The following is a 17627-nucleotide window of genomic DNA, read 5'->3' as shown; positions in this document are numbered from 1 at the left end:
AACCACCGCATGATGCCCGAAAGCCGCCGAATCCGGCGTCCCGCACCCGGTTCGTTTCGGTCAACCCGTCCGTCGCGCGCCGGACGGCCACTCGCCGACATCATCGAGTGGATACACCGGCCGCGCCAGCCGCTCGTAGTGAAACAGCCCGTAGTCCGAGCCCGTCACGCCGCGGCTGTCGCACTCGACCAGCGCGGCCGCGATCGGCACGAACACCGGCCGGCAATACATCCGCGATTTCAGCAGCAGGAAGCGTGCGCGGCGCGGATCGACGCCGACGCTCTCGAACACGCCGAGGTCCCACGGCTCCTGCGTACGCTCGGTGATGACGAGCGTGGCCGCGCCGATATCGAGCACGGCCGTGCGGCCCATGTACGCGCGCTGGCCCGTGTATGTCGGCCCCGTGATCACGTATTCGCCGTCGGTGAGCGCACGCACGATGCCGGTCGCGCGAAACGGCTCGCGCCGCACGCCGCCGTGCGACGGCAGGCGGTTGCCGACCGGCACCGTCACGGTCGCGCCGACTCCCGCGTCGATCAGCGCGGCGACGGCCTGCGGGTCGCACAGCGGCCCGCTGACGATGCCGTCGAGCCCGTGCCCGAGCGCGGCCTCGAGCAGGTCCATCGTGTCGCACGGGCCGCCCGACATGCAGTTGTCGCCGTGATCGAGCATCAGCACGGGGCGATCCGCGTCGCGCGCGAGCGCCGCGGCCTGCGCGACCGATTCGGTAAGCGGCGCGCTGCGATAAACGAACGCGTCGCGCTCGTCCCAGATCTGCCGCGCGATGCGCTCGGCCGCCGCGTCGGCCGCGGCGCGGTCGCCATCGGCCACGACGACGACGCTGATGCACGGCGCGGGAATGTCCGCGAGCGAGAAGCCGGGCAGCACCGATACCGCGAGCATCCCGTCGGCCTCGGCCGCGCGCGCGGCCTCCACCGCACGCCGCATCGCGCCTTCGGCGCTCGCGCTGCGCAGCGTCGACGTCATCAACGGCGGCTGCCGCCATGCGAGCACGGGCCGCGCGCGACCGTGGAGACGATCGAGCAGCACGCGCGCCGCATGCTCGCCCGTCTCGTACATGTCGACGTGCGGATAAGTCTTGAAACTGACGATCACGTCCGCGTGGTCGACCATCTTCTGCGTGACGTTCGCATGCAGGTCGAGCGCGACCGCGATCGGCGCATCGGGCAGCGCCGCGCGCACGCGTTCGAGCAGGTCGCCCTCGCCGTCCGCGCTCTGCTCGGCCACCATCGCGCCGTGCAGGTCGAGCATCACGGCATCGCAACCCGGCGCGGCCGCGACGATCGCATCGCAGATCGCCGCATACGCGTCGGCCGCGACCGGCCCGCTCGGGTTCGCGGCCGCCGATACGGGCGTGACGATCCCGGCGCCTTCACGCTCGGCCGCGTCGAGGAACGCGGCCATCGCGGTGCGCATCCCGCGATTCGCGCGATACGCATCGTCGCCCCAGTCGGGGCCGTTGCGGCCGAACGCGGCAAGCGGTGTCGGCACCGGCGAGAACGTGTTGGTCTCGTGGTTCATCCGGGCGATCAGGATCCTCATCGCGCAGAGCCCTCCGCGATCCCGGCAGCGCCCAGCATCGCGTGCAGCAGCACGTTGCAGCCGGCTTCCAGATGCGCCGGATCGGCATCCTCGATCTCGTTGTGGCTGATCCCGTCCTTGCACGGCACGAAGATCATCGCGGTCGGTGCAACGCGCGCGAGATACACAGCGTCGTGGCCCGCACCGCTGATCACGTTCATCGACGACAGCCCGAGCGCGTTCGCGCCGGCGCGAACCTGCTCGACCAGCGCTGGATCGAACGGCTGCGGCGGAAAGTACACGACCGGTTCGATATCGATCCGCATCCCTGCCGCCGCGCCCAGGTCGGTGCATGTTGCATGCAGCTCCGCATCCATCGCCGCCAGCGTCGCGTCGTCGGCTGCACGCAGGTCAACGGTCAGCGTCACGCGGCCGGGAATCACGTTGCGCGAATTCGGGTGCACGTCGACCCAGCCGACCGTGCCGCGCCCGTGCGGCGGATGCGCGCGCGCGATTGCGTTCACCGCACGCACGAGATCGGCCGCGACCAGCAACGCGTCGCGCCGCAATTCCATCGGCGTCGGGCCGGCGTGCGCCTCCATCCCGTGCACGGTCACGTCATACCAGCGCTGCCCGAGTGCGCCCTCGACCACGCCGATCGTCGTGTCGTGCGCCTCCAGCACCGGCCCCTGCTCGATATGCGCTTCGAAATACGCGCCGACCGGATGCGCGCCGTGCCCGCCGCCCGCATCGCCCGCATAGCCGATCGCAACCAGCGCGTCGCGTACCGACACGCCGTCGCGGTCGCATTGCGCGAGCGCATGGTCGAGCGTGAACGCGCCCGCGAACACGCCGGAGCCCATCATCACGGGCACGAAGCGCGAGCCTTCCTCGTTGGTCCAGACGGCGACCTCGAGCGGCGCACGCGTGCGCACGCCCGCGTCGTCGAGTGTGCGCAGCACTTCGAGGCCCGCGAGCACGCCGTAGTTGCCGTCGAACTTGCCGCCGGTCGGCTGCGTGTCGATATGGCTGCCCGTCGCCACGGGCGGCAGGTCGTCGCGTTCGCCCGCACGCCGCGCGAAGATGTTGCCGATCGCATCGACACGCACCGTACAGCCGGCTTCCTTCGCCCACGCGACAAACAGGTCGCGCGCCTCGCGATCGAGTTCGGTGAGCGCGAGGCGGCATACGCCGCCCTTGTCGGTCGCGCCGATTCGCGCGAGACGCATCAGGCTGTCCCACAGCCTCGCGCCGTCAACGCGCAAGCCGGACGCCGCGACGCCCGATGTCGAATCCTGATCTTGCATCGATGAAATTCCTCGCAATGAAAGGGCATGGCGCTTACGCGACGCCGACGCCCAGGTAACGGTCCTTTACCTCGTGATCGGCCGCGAACGCCGCGTTGCTGCCTTCATAGACGATCACGCCCTGTTCGATCACGAAGTGGCGGTCCGCGAGCTGCGTGCACACTTCGAGGTTCTGTTCGACGAGCAGGATCGCGACGCCGGCCGCCTTGATCTGCTTCAACTGCGCGACGATCTCCTCGACGATCACCGGCGCGAGCCCCTCGACCGGCTCGTCGAGCATCAGCAGCCGCGGGTGGTTCATCAGCGCGCGTCCGATCGCGAGCATCTGCTGTTCGCCGCCCGACAGCTGCGCGCCGCCGTTGCGGCGGCGTTCCTTCAGGCGCGGAAAGATCCGGTAGATGTCGTCGAGCTGCCACGGCGAATCCCGGCGCGCGCCGAGCAGCAGGTTTTCCTCGACCGACAGCAGCCGGAAAATCCCGCGATGCTCGGGCACGAAGCACAGCCCGCGCGTGGCGATCCGGTGCGCGGGCTGCCCGGACAGCGAGCGGCCCGCGAACGTCACCGTGCCACCGGTTGGTGCCACGACACCGGCGATGGTCTTGAGCGTCGTCGACTTGCCCGCACCGTTGCGCCCCAGCAGCGTCACCGTCTCGCCTTCGTTCACGTTCAGCGAAATGCCCTGCAGCACGTGACTCTTGCCGTAGTACGCATGAACCTCCTTCACGTCGAGCATCATGCGCGGCCTCCCGTGATCATGTTGCCGAGATACGCGCTGCGCACGCGCTCGTCGCCGCGAATCGCATCCGGCTTGCCTTCGACCAGCACGCGGCCCTGCTGCATCACCGTGATCGTGTCCGAGATGTCCATCACGATGCCCATGTTGTGTTCGATCAGCACAACCGTGTAGTCGTCGCGCAGGCCGCGGATCAGTGCCTTCATGTCGTCGAGATCGTCGATCCCCATGCCCGACGTCGGCTCGTCGAGAAAGATCGCGCGCGGTCGCGCCGCCAGCGCCATCCCGACCTCGAGCCGGCGCTGCTGGCCGTGCGACAGCACGCCGGCCGCCGTATCGGCGAAGCGCTGCAGGCCGAGCCGCTCGAGCACGTCGTCGACGATGCCGTCGTGCGCAAGCGCACCGCGCGGCGGCGTCCACGGATTCAGCGCGCGCCGCGATTCGACGCCCTGCGCGGCAACGCGCAGGTTCTCGCGCACGCTCAGGTTCGGAAACAGGCTCGTCACCTGGAACGAGCGCGCGATGCCGCGCCGCACGCGCTTGTGATCGGGTTCGCGCGACACGTCGTGACCGTCGAACAGGATCGAGCCCGACGTGATCGGCAGCGTGCCCGTCAACGTATGGAACAGTGTCGTCTTGCCGGCGCCGTTCGGCCCGATCACCGAATGCACGGTGCGCGGCATGATCCGCAGATCGACGCCGCCCAGCGCCGTGAACTTGCCGTAGCGCTTGACGATGCCGCGCGCTTCGAGAATCGCTTCGCTCATTGCCGCTCCTCGGTCGTCGCCGCCGTGCGTCCGCCGCGCCGCAGCGACGCCACGACGCGTTCACCCAATCCCCACAACCCGCGCTGCATGAACAGGCTGACCGCGATCAGCACGAGGCCGAGCAGCAGCAGCCAGCGCGGCCACAGCGTCGACAGCCAGTCCGCGAACAGCACGTAGAATGCCGCGCCGAGCACCGACGCGAACAGGTTTCCCGTGCCGCCGATCACCGTCATCACGAGGATCATCTCGCTCGTGTGATAGTCGATGTTCGACAGCGGCGCGATGCCCGTCATCAACGCGTGCAGCGCACCCGCGAAACCCGTGACCGCCCCCGAAAGCACGAACGCCGCAAGCTTGAAGCGCTTCACGTCGTAGCCGGCCGCCGCCGCGCGCGCCTCGTTGTCGCGGATCGCGAGCAGCGTGCGGCCGAACACGGAGCGCGACACGCGCAACAGCAGCCAGAACACCGCGACAAACAGCACCGCGACGAAGCCGTAGTAGCGCCACGGCGAATCGAGTGAAACGAGCGGATGCCCGAACGCGGCGAGCGCGGGACGCGGGATGTCGAGCAGCCCGTTGTCGCCGCCCGTGACGTCCGGCGTCGTGTAGGCGAGAAAGTAGAACAGCTGCCCGAACGCGAGCGTCAGCATCACGAAGTAGGTGCCACGCTGCCGGATCGAGAACCAGCCGACGAGCGCCGCCGCGACGGCTCCGAGCACGGTGGCTGCAGCGAGCGCAGCGGTCACCGATGCGACGCCGTGCGTCAGCACCAGCCCCGCCGCGTAGCTGCCGAGCCCGAAGAAGATGCCCTGCCCGAATGACAACAGCCCCGTATAGCCCAGCAGCAGGTTGCAGCCGAGCGCGGCGAGCGCGAACACCAGCACTTCGGTCGCGAGCGAGCCCGAGCTCAGCGCGACCGGCAGCACGCACACGACGGCCACCGCGAGCCAGCCCTCCGGGCGTTGCAACGCAGAGCGCCATGCAGGCACGCGCTGCGAGACTGCCGCTCCCGACGGCAGCGGTTTCGACGATTCGATCATGCGGCCCTCCCCAGCAACCCGTTCGGACGCAACAGCAGCACGGCCGCCATCGCGACATAGATCATCAGCCGTGCGCCTTCCGGCCACAGCGTGCTCATCAGGCTCTGCACGATACCGACCAGCAACCCGCCCACGAGCGCTCCGAGAAAATTCCCCATCCCGCCGACCACGACCACGACGAACGCGACGCCGAGCGCCTCGATGCCCATGAACGGATCGACGCCGCGGATCGGTGCGGCGAGCACGCCCGCGAGTGCCGCCGTCGCCGCGCCGAGCGCGAACACGAGACTGAACACGCGCGTCACGTTGATGCCGAGCAGCGATACCATCTCCGTCGATTCGCTGCCCGCGCGCACCGTACTGCCGAGCCGCGTGCCTTCGAGCACCCACCACAGCAACGCGGCGAGCACGGCCGTGAAGCCGATCACGAACAGCCGGTATTTCGGGTAGACGAAGCCGCCCCAGATCACGACGCCGTTCAGCACGTCGGGCGGCGGCACGTTGTCGCCGAGCGGGCCCCATGCGAGGATCGCGCACTCCTGCAGCACGAGCGCGAGCCCGACGGTCGCGAGGATGTGGAATTCGTGCTGTTGCGCATACACGTGACGCAGCACGAGCTTCTCGACGATCCACGCGAACGCGCCGACGACGAGCGGCACGACCGCGAGCGCGACCCAGAAATTCGCCGACCATTGCAGCGCCTGGTAGCAGAGATATGCGCCGAGCAGGTAGAACGCGCCGTGAGCGAAATTCACGAAGCGCAGCAGGCCGAACACGATCGATAGGCCGACGGCAAGCAGGAAATACAGCATGCCCACGCCGATGCCGTTGACGATCTGCAGCAGATAGACGTTCATGGCTTCCGTGTCAGAAAGGAAGGAAATGGACGTCCGCGGCGCACGGCGCACGCGGACGCGCGCAGGGTGTCAAGCCAGCTTGCAGCCGGTCTTGTCGACCGGCAGGAACGACTGGCCCGAGCTGACGATGTCGGCGTAATCGTCGGCATTCTTCATCCGGCTCTTCGGCTTGCCCTTCAGCAGGTAATAGTTCTTCATCACCTGGTGGTCACCCTTGCGGATTTCTTCCGGACCGGTGAGGCCGTCGTACTTCATGCCCTCCATCGCCGCAACGACCTTCTTCGGATCGGCACTGCCGGCCTTCAACATCGCGTCGACCAAGATCTTCGAGCAGATGTACGACCCCGCGAGGCTGTAGTTCGGGTTCGCCTTGAACGCGGCGTTCGTGCGCTTCACCAGATCGCGGTTCAGCGGCGAATCGATCCCGTGCCAGTACTGCGCGCCGAAATACACGCCGTCGCAGATGTCGGGCCCGAGCGCCTCGAACTGTTCGAGGCCCGACGCCCACGCGAGCAGGATCGTGCAGTTGCGCTTCATCCCGAAGCTGACGGCCTGGCGCAACGTATCCGACGATTGCGAGCCGAAGTTCAGGATCAGCAGCACGTCCGGCTGCGCGGCCACCGCGTTCGTCAGGTAGCCGCTGAACTCCTTCTCGGCGAGCGAGTGGTAGCTGTTGCCGACATGCTCGATGCCCTTCTCCTTGAAGATCGCTTTCGCGGCCGACAGCAGGCCGTCGCCGAACACGTATTGCGGCGTGATCGTGTACCAGCGCTTCGCCTTCGGCAGCATCTGGATCAACGGGCGCACCGTCTGCTCGATCGCGCCGAAGGTCGGCACCGACCAGCGGAACGTCGCGGCATTGCAATCCTTGCCGGTGATTTCGTCCGCGCCGGCCGTCGTGATGAACACGCCGTCCGCCTTCTGGACTTCCTTGCCCATCGCCAGCGATTCGGACGACAGGATGCCGCCCGCGAAGAAGCGCACGCCCTTCTGCTGCGCGATCTCCTGCACACGCCGCACAGCGGTCGCGGGCTTGCCCTCGGTGTCGAGCGCCGTATAGGCCAGCGGCATCCCGAGGACCTTGCCGTACTGCTTGACGACGAGCTGCATGCCGAGATCGGCGTACTTGCCGTTGGCGGCGAACGGCCCAGACATCGGCACCGGGCACGCCAGCTGGATGGGCGAACCCTGCGCGAACGCGGCACGGGACGACATGCTGCCGAGCGCACCCGGCACGGCCGACAGCGCGGCCAGTTTCAACAGTTCTCGGCGATTCAAGTTGACGCTCCTGATAAAGGGGGACACACGCGATGCGACCGACTGCCAAACCGTGCCCACGCCCTGCAGGATGCGCGCCGCCGGTTGATCCTATTTATCATGATAAATAGAATGAACCTGATGCTAGAGTTGATCAAAATTAGTGTCAATCAGGCAAAATTCCGTACTCGCGCCGGAACGGATCGTCGACGATGACGCGGCGCGCAGTCAGACAAAGGAGTCGTGAAGATGGTCATGGACCGAGCCAGGGCGGGCCTCGCAGTCGAAATCAAGCAGCCGAAGCGGGCCGACCTCGTCGCCGAGGAGATCAAGCGGCTGATCACCGAGAAGGACCTGAAGCCGGGCGACCGCCTCCCGCGTGAAGCCGAGCTGCAGCAGCTCTATGCGGTGAGCAAGAGCACGATCCGCGAGGCGCTGAAGTCGCTCGAGGTGCAGGGGCTCATCAAGGTCACGACGGGGCCGACGGGCGGCGGGATGGTCGTCGAGGTGCCGCTCGACCGCACGCTGCAGCTGCTGCAGAACTACCTGTTCTTCAAGGACGTGACGATCGACGACATCTATACGGTGCGCCAATTGCTCGAACCCGAGCTGGCGGCGGGCGCCGTGCCGCACCTGACCGAGCGCGACTTCGCGGCGCTCGAGGCGAACATCGCGTGTTGTGATGGCGGCTCGGGTATGCACGACCGCGGCCACATGCTTCGCCAGCGGCAGGAGGACACGACGTTCCACGACATCCTCGCGGCCGCGAACCCGAACCCGTTCCTGCGCTTCAGCTGCGAGCTGATCAACGAGATGATCCGGCAGTTGATCGAGTTCCGGAACGACACGCCGCTCGTCGAGCACAAGCGGTTCGGCGAAGCAAACGTGTCGATCCACAAGGCGATCCTGCAGGCCGCACGCGAGCGCGACGCAGAGCGCGTGCGGGCGCTGATGGTCGAGCACATGACCGAGGCCCCCAAGCATGTGAAGCGGATGAAAGGCAAGCTGCGCGGGCGTCTGATCCTCGACTCCGAAATCCGCAGGCGGGCCGCCGCTCACATTGCGGGACCCGATGCGGCCGCAACGGATCCCGAAGAGGACTGAGCGTCGGCCGGCGCGGTCGATTCAAGGCCGACTGCTTCGCGGCGGCCTGAATACCCCTACCGCGCCGCGAATGCCGATGACGCGCCGTTGCGCACCGTTGCGGCCGAACGCCGCGAGCGGCGTCGGCACCGGCCGGAACGTATTCGTCTCGTGGTGTACCCGGGCGATCGGGATCGTCAGCGCACGCCGCCTTCCGTGTACCCCGTCGTGCCCTTCGTCTCCAGATATTCGACGAGGCCGAATTCCGCATACTCGCGGCCGTTGCCCGAGCGCTTGTAGCCGCCGAACGGCGCAGCCGGATTCCATGGCGGGTAGTTGATGTGGACATTGCCGACCCGCAGCCGTGCCGCGACCCGGCGCGCACGTGCCGGGTCCTTCGTCTGCACGTACGCCGCAAGCCCGTAGACCGAATCGTTCGCGAGCGCGATCGCCTCGTCCTCGGTGCGGTAGGTCAGGATCGACAGCACCGGCCCGAAGATTTCCTCGCGCGCGATCGTCATGCCGGGCGTGACGTTCGAAAACACCGTCGGCTTCACGTAGAAACCTTCTCCGAGCCCGTCGGGCCGACCGGTGCCACCAGCGACGAGCGTCGCGCCTTCGTCGATCCCGCACTGGATCAGCTGCTGGATGCGGTCGAACTGCGTGCGGCTGACGACCGGCCCGATACCCGTTTCCGTCGAACGCGGATCGCCGACGACGGTGCGCGCCGCCTCGTTGCGCGCCGCGGCCTCGGCTGCGGCAAGGTGCTCGACATGCACGAACATCCGCGTCGGCGCGTTGCACGACTGCCCGCTGTTGCTGAAGCAACTGCGCGCACCGCGCGTGACCGCATCCTCGATGTCGGCATCGGGCAGGATCAGGTTCGGGCTCTTGCTGCCGAGTTCCTGGTGCACGCGCTTCACGGTATCGGCGGCCGCCTTCGCGACCTCGATACCCGCGCGCGTCGAACCGGTGAACGACACCATGTCGACGTCCGGATGCCGCGACAGCGCGTCGCCCACTTCGTGCCCGTAACCGTGCACGAGGTTGAACACGCCCGGCGGCACGCCGGCTTCGTGCAGGATCTCCGCGAACAGGATCGCGCTGAACGGCGCGATCTCGCTCGGCTTGAGCACCATCGTGCAGCCGGCCGCGAGCGCCGGCGCGACCTTGCACACGATCTGGTTGATCGGCCAGTTCCATGGCGTGATCAGCGCGCACACGCCGATCGGCTCGTGCGACACCAGCAGCGAATCGGTCTGCGTGCTGAAGCGGAACGACTGCAGCGCGCGGATCGTCTGCTCGAGGTGCGCGGTGCCGACCGCCGCCTGCATCGCGCGCGCGAATGCGATCGGTGCGCCCATCTCCTGGCTGATCGTCCGCGCGACCTCCTCGTAGCGGCGCTGGTAGATCTCGAGCACGCGCCGCAGCAGCGCGACGCGCTCGCTCACCGGCCAGCGCGAATACGTGTCGAAGGCCTGCCGGGCCGCGCCCACCGCACGGTCGACGTCGGCCGCGCCGCCGATCCTGAGCTGCGCATACGGCCGCGCCGTGCTCGGGTCGATCACGTCGATCGCCTTCGCATCGGCCGGGTCGAGCCACTGGCCGTCGATATAGGACTGTTGTGACGTTCGCATCGAATGCTCCTGTTGTGACGGATGCCGGTGCCGCGCTCAGCGCGTCGCGCGCGCGAAGGTGTCGACGAGAATGTCGCGGATCTGCGCGACGAACCACACGATTTCGTCGCGCGACATCACGAGCGGCGGCGAGAACTGCACGATCGGCGTGCCTTCGTGATCGACGCCCGCGCGGCACAGCAGCCCCGCGTCGAAGATCGCGGGCGCGAGCAGCGTCGACACGAACGCCTGCGCGCTGATGCCGGCCGCCCAGCGGCGCGCGGCCTTGTCGGTCACGAGTTCGAGCGAGTAGTGGTAGCCGTCGCCGCGCACGTCGCCGACGCACGGCAGTTCGAGCAGGCCGTCGAGGGTCCGGCGGAACACCGCTTCGTTGCGTCGGACGTTCTCGAGCACGCCTTCGCGCTCCATGATCGCGAGGTTCGCGAGCGCGGCCGTGCACGCAACCGGATGGCCGCCGTATGTCGCGCCGTGCAGGAACATCTGCTGCGGGCCGTCGAGGATCGTTTCGACGACCGCGTCGCTCGCGATCACGCCGCCGAGCGGCACGTAGCCCGACGCGATGCCTTTCGCGAACGTGATGATGTCCGGCTTCAGCCCGTAGCGCGCGGAGCCGAAATATTCGCCGAGCCGGCCGAACCCGCAGATCACTTCGTCGGCGACGAGCAGCACGCCGTGCCGGTCGCAGATGTCGCGCAGCCCGGCCGTGTAGCCGGCCGGCGGCGTCAGGCTGCCGCCCGCGTTCTGCAGCGGCTCGACGACGATCGCGGCGACGGTATCCGGGCCTTCCTGCACGATCAGCGACTCGATCTCGTCGAGCAGATGGCGCGTGAACTGCGCTTCCGTCTCGCCCGCCGGGCGGCCGTAGCGTTTCGTGTTGCCCACATGGCGCACGCCCGACATCAGCGGCTCGAAATGCTTGCGGAAGTTCGTCATCCCGTTCAGCGCGAGCGCGCCGAACGACGTGCCGTGATACGCGACGCGCCGCGCGATGAACTTGCGCCGCTGCGGCTCGCCGCGCGACTGGTGATACTGCCGCACCAGCTTGATCGCCGCTTCGTTCGACTCCGAGCCGCTCGACGTGAAGAACACGCGGTTCAGCCCGTCCGGCGCGAGCGTCGCGAGCTTGTGCGCGAGCGTGATCGCCGGCTCGTGGCCGACACCCCAGTTGGTCGCGAACGGCAGCCGCACCATCTGCTCGCGGATCGCGTCGCCGATTTCCGCGCCGTGGCTGTAGCCGACCTGCACGCAGTACAGCCCGGCCAGCGCATCGAAGTAGCGCTTGCCGTGGCGGTCGACGAGCCAGCAGCCTTCGCCGCGGTCGAACACGGTCAGCGCATGGTCGCGATACGCATCGGCGTGCGTGAAATGCATCAGCAGGTGGCGCTTGCCGAGCGCCTGCAGGTCCGCATCGAGATTGACGTCAACAGCGTTCATGGTTCACTCCTCCTTCAGGGTTTCAGGTCCGGCGCGGCGCGCCCGGTCATTCAGTTCATCGACAGTGTCGGCGCGGGGCGCGTGAAGCCGCGCGTCAGCCATGCGAGCTGGCAGAACCCGAGCACGAGCCAGCCGATGCCGACGTAGAACGTCTGGCGCGACAGCCCCGACCAGAGCCACACGTTCATCGCGAAGCCGAGCGCCGGCATCACGCCGAACGTGATCCAGCCCGCGAAGCGGCGATGCTCGGCGCGGCACAGGTAACTGCGCATCACGCACAGGTTCACGACCGCGAACGCGACGAGCGCGCCGAAGCTGATCATCGTCGACGCGAGATCGAGCGTGACGAACAGCGCGGACAGCGACACGACGCCGACCGCGAGCGTCGCGCGCACCGGCGTGCGCAACCGCGCATGCAGGTGGCCGAACACGCGTTCGGGCAACACCCGGTCGCGGCCCATCGCGAACAGCACGCGCGTCACGCTCGCCTGCCCGGCCATCGCGCTCGCGAAACAGCCGGCCACGTACACGGCGACGAAGAACGCCGACAGCGTGCCGCCGCCGATGCGCCGCATCAGCTCGAGGCTGGCCGAATCGAGATCCTTGAATGCGTGCCAGTCGGGAAACACCACCTGCCCGACATACGCGATCAGCATGAACAGCACGCCGCTCGCCAGCGTGCAGAGCAGGATCGCGCGCGGCACCGTGCGCTTCGGCTCGCGCGTTTCCTCCGACAGCGTGGTGACCGCGTCGAAGCCGAGGAACGACAGGCACAGGATCGCGGACCCGGCGAAGATCGCGCGCGCATCGCCCGACGACGGCAACGCGACGGCCATCGACAGCCCCTCGCCTGCCGCGACCCGCGCCGATGCGATGACGAAGATCGCGATGAACACGAGCTGGCTCGCGATGAGGATCAGGTTCACGCGATTGACGAGCCGGATGCCGACGATGTTCAGCCCGGTGATCAGCGCGATGCTCCCGACGATCCACACGCTGGCCGGCACCATCGGAAAAATCTGCTTCATGTAGATGCCGATCGCGAGGTAGCTGATCATCGGGATGAACAGGTAGTCCATCAGCAGCGCCCAGCCCACCATGAAGCCGGCCGACGTGCCGAAATTGCGGCTCGCGAACGTATAGGCGGACCCGGCGCTCGGCATCAGCCGCGCCATGTGGCCATAACTGCGCGCGGTGAACAGCATCGCGACCAGCGTGACCGCATACGCGGCCGTCAGGTGCCCGTTCGTCTCGCTCGTGACGAGCCCGTAGGTCGTGAACACCGTCATCGGCAGCATGTACGCGAGGCCGAAGATCACCAGCGTCGCGAGGCCGAGCAGGTGCGGCTTGCGGCGGTCGTCCGCGTCGTCGCGAAACGCATGTGCGGCGAAGTCCTGCGTCGCGGCGGCCGATGCGTATCGACCGGGGCTGTCGTTGTCCATGCTGTCCTCACGTAGGTGGCGTTCACGGCTTCAACACTCGTTCGCCCGGCACGGCCGGCAGCGCACGACTGGAAGAAAGTGTGGTGCGCCAAAAATTCCGCCACGAATGAGAAATGCGGACGTAATCGGGGGATATTTCCGGACACCCGGCCGCGTATCGCGTCGGCGCGTCATGCGTGGTGCTGTGCCGCACTGGCGTTTTGCGGACATTCCGGCTATGTTCTACGCGACCCAGTCGCCCCGTCAGCACCATGGACACCCGATCTCATCGAAACCAGAGCCGGGCCGAGCGCAGCCTGCGTTCGTCGCTCGGCCTTACGCGCCCGGCCGGACGCCAGGAGGACATTCCCGCCACCGTCCACGCGATCGCGGTCGCACTGGACGAGTGCCGCGTGCGGCACATCGACGGTGCCGCGCTGCTCGAAGGCACGGGGCTCGGCGCGGACGAAGTCGCGTCGCCGAACCTGCACGTGAATCGCGGCCAGGAGCAGCGCTGCTTCCGCAACCTGCTGCAGCGCAGCGGCGTGCCGTCGATCGGGCTGTCGATCGGCGCGCGGCTGCACGTATCGACACTCGGCCTCGCCGGCTACGCGATGCTGATCAGCGGCTCCGTCATGCAGGCATTCCGGTGCATGAGCCAGTTTCCGCTGTTCATGGGCCTGTATTTCGACGTGCGTATCGATGCGCATGCGGACGGCATGAGCGTGACCATCAGCCGCTACAACGGCGAGCCCGATCTCGAGGTGTTCCAGGTCGACATGTGCCTGTCGAGCCTGCGCCTCATCGTGTCCGACCTCGTCGGCAAGCCGGTCTGGCCCGCGCAGGTACAGCTCGCGCGCCGCACGCCACGCAACGCGGCCGACTACACGCGCCACTTCGGCTGCAAGGTCGCGTTCAATGCCGGTGACAACCGGCTCGTGTTCACGTCCGTGAACGGCACCGAGATGCCGCTGCTCGCGAACGAAGTCAGCTTCAATGCGCTGCACGGCCAGTGCGAGGCGCTCGAACGGCAGTGGGCCGCGTCGGTCGGCACGCGTTTCGCCGATCGCGCGAAGGAGCTGATGGCGCGCGACCTCACACGTTTCAAGTCGATGACGTCGCTCGCGAACGCGCTGCACCTGACGGAGCGCACGCTGCGCCGTCGGCTCGACAAGGACGGCCTCACGTTCCAGTCGCTGCTCGACGACGTGCGCCGCGACGAAGCGGTGCGAATGCTCGACGATCCCGAACTGACGGTCGCGGCCATTGCGGAACGTCTCGGCTACAGCGAGCCGCGCAGCTTCCGCCATGCGTATCGACGCTGGACCGGGCACCCGCCGCGCGCCGGCGCCGAGTCCGACACGTAACGCGCCATGGGCGCGCGGTTGAAAGGCCCGCCGCACAAGCCTTCGCGCCGAACGATCACGAGCCGGATTCATTGACGGCATCGGCCATTCCCGCACACGTCATGCATGACCTGCGTCTGCATGGCGTCGCGTTCGAGATGGCGGTTATCGTCCGGGTCGACTCAAGTAGAATGCGCGCAACCATCAAGCCGAGCGGGGCCACGCTTCCATTCCACTCGCACCGGCGCAACGCGAACAAGACGACACGAACATGCGCAGCGGCATCCGCGGGCCGCGCCGCCCCAACCGGGCGCGCGCCATCGCGACGATCGCCCGCCGACGAAGCCTCCATGAGCAAACCGATCCTGTATCTCCTCGCCGGCAACGGCAGCGCGGCCGACTGGTGGGACGACACGCTGCCCCACTTCCGCCATTACCGGCCCGTGCCGCTGGAACTGCCGGGCTTCGGCGACAATCCCGCGCCGCCCTGCGAAGATCTCGCCGCGTATGCGCAAGCGCTGCTGGACGCGACCGAACCGGGCCACGCGATCATGGCGGTCGGCGTGAATGCGCTGCTGGTGCTGCACGCATTGCAACGGCGCCCCGGCCACTTCGGCCGCAGCGTGCTGCTCGCGCCCGTCGGTGCATTTCTGTGGGAACGGCGCCTGCCGAAACTGATGGCGCCGAAGCCGCTGCGCAAGACCATTCACTGGCTGCTCGCGCACTATCCGGCGCTGTTCGCCCGCAAGTTCTCGAACCTGACCTGGACACGCGCGCAGTACCGCCGCATGGGCGCCGGCTACGCACGCTGCCGCGCGTTCCTGCCGCACTGGGATCTCGTGCGCGCCGATACCGCGCTGCCGCTGCTCGAGTGGGTCACCGATCGAATCGAACTCGTGTGGGGCGACCAGGACGCCGTGCTCGGCGTGCGCCAGGCCGCCGCATGGTCGGCCATCCTCGCGCGCGCCGAGCTCACCGTCACGCTGCAGGCCGGCTGGGGACACTATCCGTGGATCGACGCGCCGGCGGCGTTCGCGCAGTGGCTCGAAGCGGGCGACGCCGGGTTCGTCGCGCACACCAAGGGCGGGCGCCTGGCACTGGCGACGATGGCCGGCCTGCCCGTGCCGCCCGCGCTGTCGCTGACCCGCGCCGACGATCCGCGCCTGCCCGGCTTTCTCGCGAGCCAGCCCGACGCCGAGTGGGCGATCCGCTCGTCGAGCCATGGCGAAGACCAGGCCGATGCGGCCAACGCGGGCCTGCACACCACGTTCCTGCGCGTACCGGCCTCGCAGGCAGCCGCGCGCGTGGCCGAGCTGCTCGACGGCGGCCTCGAGGAAACGGTCGTACAGCGCTTCATCACGCCGGTGCTGTCGGGCATCGCGTTCGTGCGGCATCTCGCGATCGAAGTCGAATGGGTGGAAGGCCACCTCGAATCGCTCGCCGACGGCCAGGCGAGCCCGCAACGCGCGATCCTGTCGCGGCTCGGCGAGCCCTGGCAACGCGGCACGTTCCCGGGCGCGCACGGCCTGGGCGCGACGCAACTGTGGACCTTCCTGCAACGCGTGCTGCGCGCGTTCCACTACGTGCCGGGCGATGTCGAATGGGCGTGGGACGGCACGCAGCTGTGGCTGCTGCAATACCGCCCGATCAGCAGCTACGGCTGGCACCGGCACCTGACCGCCGCGAACATCGCCGAGATCCTGCCGCCGCAGCCCAGCCGACTGGTCGAGTACGCCCAACGGCGCGCGGCCGGCAGCATCCCGGCCATCATGGCGCGCTGGGATGCGCGCGTATTGCAGGATAACGAACCATTCACCGCGCTCTACGGCGGCGCGTCGTACATCAACAACGACCTGTTCCTCGCCCGTCTCGCCGACTGGGGCGTATCGGCCGGCAACTACAGCGGCGAGATCGGCGGCGCGACCCCGCCGCTGCGCTGGCGCCCGCTGCGGCTGCTGCGTTCGCTGCCGGTGTTCTGGCGCATGCTGCGCGCCGCACGCGGGCATCTGCCGACGCTCGAACGCGGCCTGCAGCGCTTCGACCGGGAACTCGCGACGCTCGTCGAGCAACGCGCCGACGGCCGGCAGCTGGCCGACTGGTTCACGCGCTTCTACGTATTCGTCGTGCAGGGCAACCTGTGCATCGCGTCATCGCTGGCCAGCAGCGGCGGCGCACTGTGGGGCCGTCCGCCGACCGCATACGGCCAGCTCGAGAACAGCCCGCATCGCCTGCCGTGGGAAACCGATCCGGGCACCGCACGGCCCGCGCCCGCCGATCTGCCGTTGCAGGCGTTTCCCGACTGGCCGCTGCCCGTCCGCGTGCTCCACGCGCTCGGTGCGCCCGGCATGCGCGGCTGGTATCTGCAGGTACGCGAGTGGTATCGCGACAACCTGATGCGCGTGTTCTTCCGCCTGCATCACGCGATGCCGGCCGCCGACCGCGACGCATGGTTCGCGCCCCATCCCGATCGCCGCGAACGCAACGGCAGCTTCTGGCAGGACGGCAGCGAAGGCACCGACGAGGCGGCCGGCTTCATGATCTATCCGGGCCACACGCAAGGCGTGCTCGGCCGCGACATCCTGCTCGAAGACACGCTCGACCCGGGCCGGCACGCGCAGTACCAGGCCGCACGCGCGGTGATCGCGCGCATGGGCGGCCGGCTGTCGCACGGCGCGACGCTGCTGCGCGAACTGCGCAAGCCGTCGGCCGTGCTGCCGCGCGTCGACGCGGCGTGGATCGGGCGCGAGGTGCGGCTCAGCGACGGCCGGCTGACGCTGGTCGACTAGGCGCGACGCGGTTGCCACGAGCCCGGGCGCGGACTCAGCGCACCGGTGTGCGGGGTTTCCCGTCGACCTTCAACGTACGCCGGTCGTGCGCGGCTTCGTATTCGACCGTCTGCGCCGGTGTGACGGCGCCGTACGAACGGCCGTTCACGTAGACGATGCCGTCCCGCAGCTCGATCCGGTCGCCGTTGACCGTCGCGGTGGCCCGGTCGCCCTGCAGCACCGCGCCCGAGCAACCGGCGGTCGAAAAGCTGCGCACCGACGTGCCCGGCATCGCGGCGATCCCGCCCTGATCCGCTGCATGCGCCGCGCTGCAGGGCGGCGCATCCATGCTGCCGGCCGCGTGAACGGCACCGGCACCGATCCCGCATCCGGCAAGCAACGCAATCGTCATCGGCTTCAGATTGTTCATGGTGGGCT

At 68.4% G+C, this 17627-nt stretch carries 14 protein-coding genes; 3 read left to right on the top strand and 11 right to left on the bottom strand.

The genetic code is table 11. The annotated features are described in order from the left end of the window. Positions 1 to 60: 60 nt before the first annotated feature. From ABY44_RS24880 to ABY44_RS24850, 7 genes are all read right to left on the bottom strand, one after another. A complete protein-coding gene (locus ABY44_RS24880; RefSeq protein WP_060170148.1) occupies positions 61 to 1563 on the bottom strand; it encodes a M81 family metallopeptidase in 1503 nt (500 codons plus the stop codon). Further along, positions 1560 to 2849, bottom strand: coding sequence for a Zn-dependent hydrolase (locus tag ABY44_RS24875; protein ID WP_060170146.1), 1290 nt, complete (start codon positions 2847 to 2849; stop codon positions 1560 to 1562). Before ABY44_RS24875 ends, ABY44_RS24880 begins: the two co-directional genes overlap by 4 nt. Before the next feature lie 34 nt (positions 2850 to 2883). Further along, positions 2884 to 3585, bottom strand: coding sequence for an ABC transporter ATP-binding protein (locus ABY44_RS24870; protein WP_060170144.1), 702 nt, complete (start codon positions 3583 to 3585; stop codon positions 2884 to 2886). Beyond that, on the bottom strand, positions 3582 to 4349 hold the full coding sequence (locus ABY44_RS24865) for an ABC transporter ATP-binding protein (protein ID WP_027792116.1): 768 nt from the start codon (positions 4347 to 4349) through the stop codon (positions 3582 to 3584). The genes ABY44_RS24870 and ABY44_RS24865 overlap by 4 nt, the downstream gene beginning before the upstream one ends. Next, positions 4346 to 5389, bottom strand: a complete 1044-nt coding sequence (locus tag ABY44_RS24860) for a branched-chain amino acid ABC transporter permease (protein WP_060170142.1) — start codon at positions 5387 to 5389, stop codon at positions 4346 to 4348. Before ABY44_RS24860 ends, ABY44_RS24865 begins: the two co-directional genes overlap by 4 nt. After that, entirely contained in the window at positions 5386 to 6246 is an 861-nt protein-coding gene (locus tag ABY44_RS24855; protein ID WP_059693607.1) for a branched-chain amino acid ABC transporter permease, read from the bottom strand. The genes ABY44_RS24860 and ABY44_RS24855 overlap by 4 nt, the downstream gene beginning before the upstream one ends. A 69-nt stretch (positions 6247 to 6315) precedes the next feature. Then, complete coding sequence (locus ABY44_RS24850; protein WP_060170140.1) at positions 6316 to 7524, bottom strand: ABC transporter substrate-binding protein; 1209 nt, start codon at positions 7522 to 7524, stop codon at positions 6316 to 6318. A gap of 228 nt (positions 7525 to 7752) precedes the next feature. Between ABY44_RS24850 and ABY44_RS24845 the strand changes: the two genes are divergently transcribed. Then, positions 7753 to 8607 carry a FadR/GntR family transcriptional regulator gene (locus tag ABY44_RS24845; RefSeq protein WP_060170137.1) on the top strand — a complete coding sequence of 285 codons (855 nt, stop codon included), beginning with the start codon at positions 7753 to 7755 and terminating at the stop codon, positions 8605 to 8607. A 176-nt stretch (positions 8608 to 8783) separates the two neighbouring features. Here the strand turns inward: ABY44_RS24845 and ABY44_RS24840 are convergent, their stop codons facing one another. Genes ABY44_RS24840 through ABY44_RS24830 form a run of 3 tightly spaced genes read right to left on the bottom strand, consistent with a single transcriptional unit; the run spans position 8784 to position 13099 of the window. Further along, positions 8784 to 10223 carry an aldehyde dehydrogenase family protein gene (locus ABY44_RS24840; RefSeq protein ID WP_060170135.1) on the bottom strand — a complete coding sequence of 480 codons (1440 nt, stop codon included), beginning with the start codon at positions 10221 to 10223 and terminating at the stop codon, positions 8784 to 8786. 36 nt (positions 10224 to 10259) lie between these two features. After that, positions 10260 to 11657: an aspartate aminotransferase family protein gene (locus tag ABY44_RS24835; protein WP_060170133.1), complete on the bottom strand. Its 1398-nt coding sequence runs from the start codon at positions 11655 to 11657 to the stop codon at positions 10260 to 10262. Positions 11658 to 11707: 50 nt separating this feature from the next. Beyond that, entirely contained in the window at positions 11708 to 13099 is a 1392-nt protein-coding gene (locus ABY44_RS24830; protein WP_060170131.1) for an APC family permease, read from the bottom strand. Between the two features lie 251 nt (positions 13100 to 13350). On the opposite strand from ABY44_RS24830, the gene ABY44_RS24825 reads away from it, so the two are divergent. Next, positions 13351 to 14445: an AraC family transcriptional regulator gene (locus tag ABY44_RS24825; RefSeq protein ID WP_060170130.1), complete on the top strand. Its 1095-nt coding sequence runs from the start codon at positions 13351 to 13353 to the stop codon at positions 14443 to 14445. A gap of 329 nt (positions 14446 to 14774) precedes the next feature. Then, the gene (locus ABY44_RS24820) at positions 14775 to 17210 is read left to right on the top strand and encodes a PEP-utilizing enzyme (protein WP_060170127.1); all 2436 of its coding nucleotides are present in this window, start codon (positions 14775 to 14777) and stop codon (positions 17208 to 17210) included. 34 nt (positions 17211 to 17244) lie between these two features. Here ABY44_RS24820 and ABY44_RS24815 read toward each other — a convergent pair whose 3' ends face one another. Then, positions 17245 to 17619 (bottom strand): hypothetical protein, encoded by a 375-nt coding sequence (locus tag ABY44_RS24815; protein ID WP_059693619.1) that lies wholly within the window; start codon positions 17617 to 17619, stop codon positions 17245 to 17247. Positions 17620 to 17627: the final 8 nt, after the last annotated feature.

This window comes from Burkholderia sp. ZZQ-2 (assembly GCF_050768715.1).
In the GTDB taxonomy this organism is placed as follows: domain Bacteria; phylum Pseudomonadota; class Gammaproteobacteria; order Burkholderiales; family Burkholderiaceae; genus Burkholderia; species Burkholderia cepacia.
This window is presented reverse-complemented; position numbering and strand designations above follow the sequence as displayed.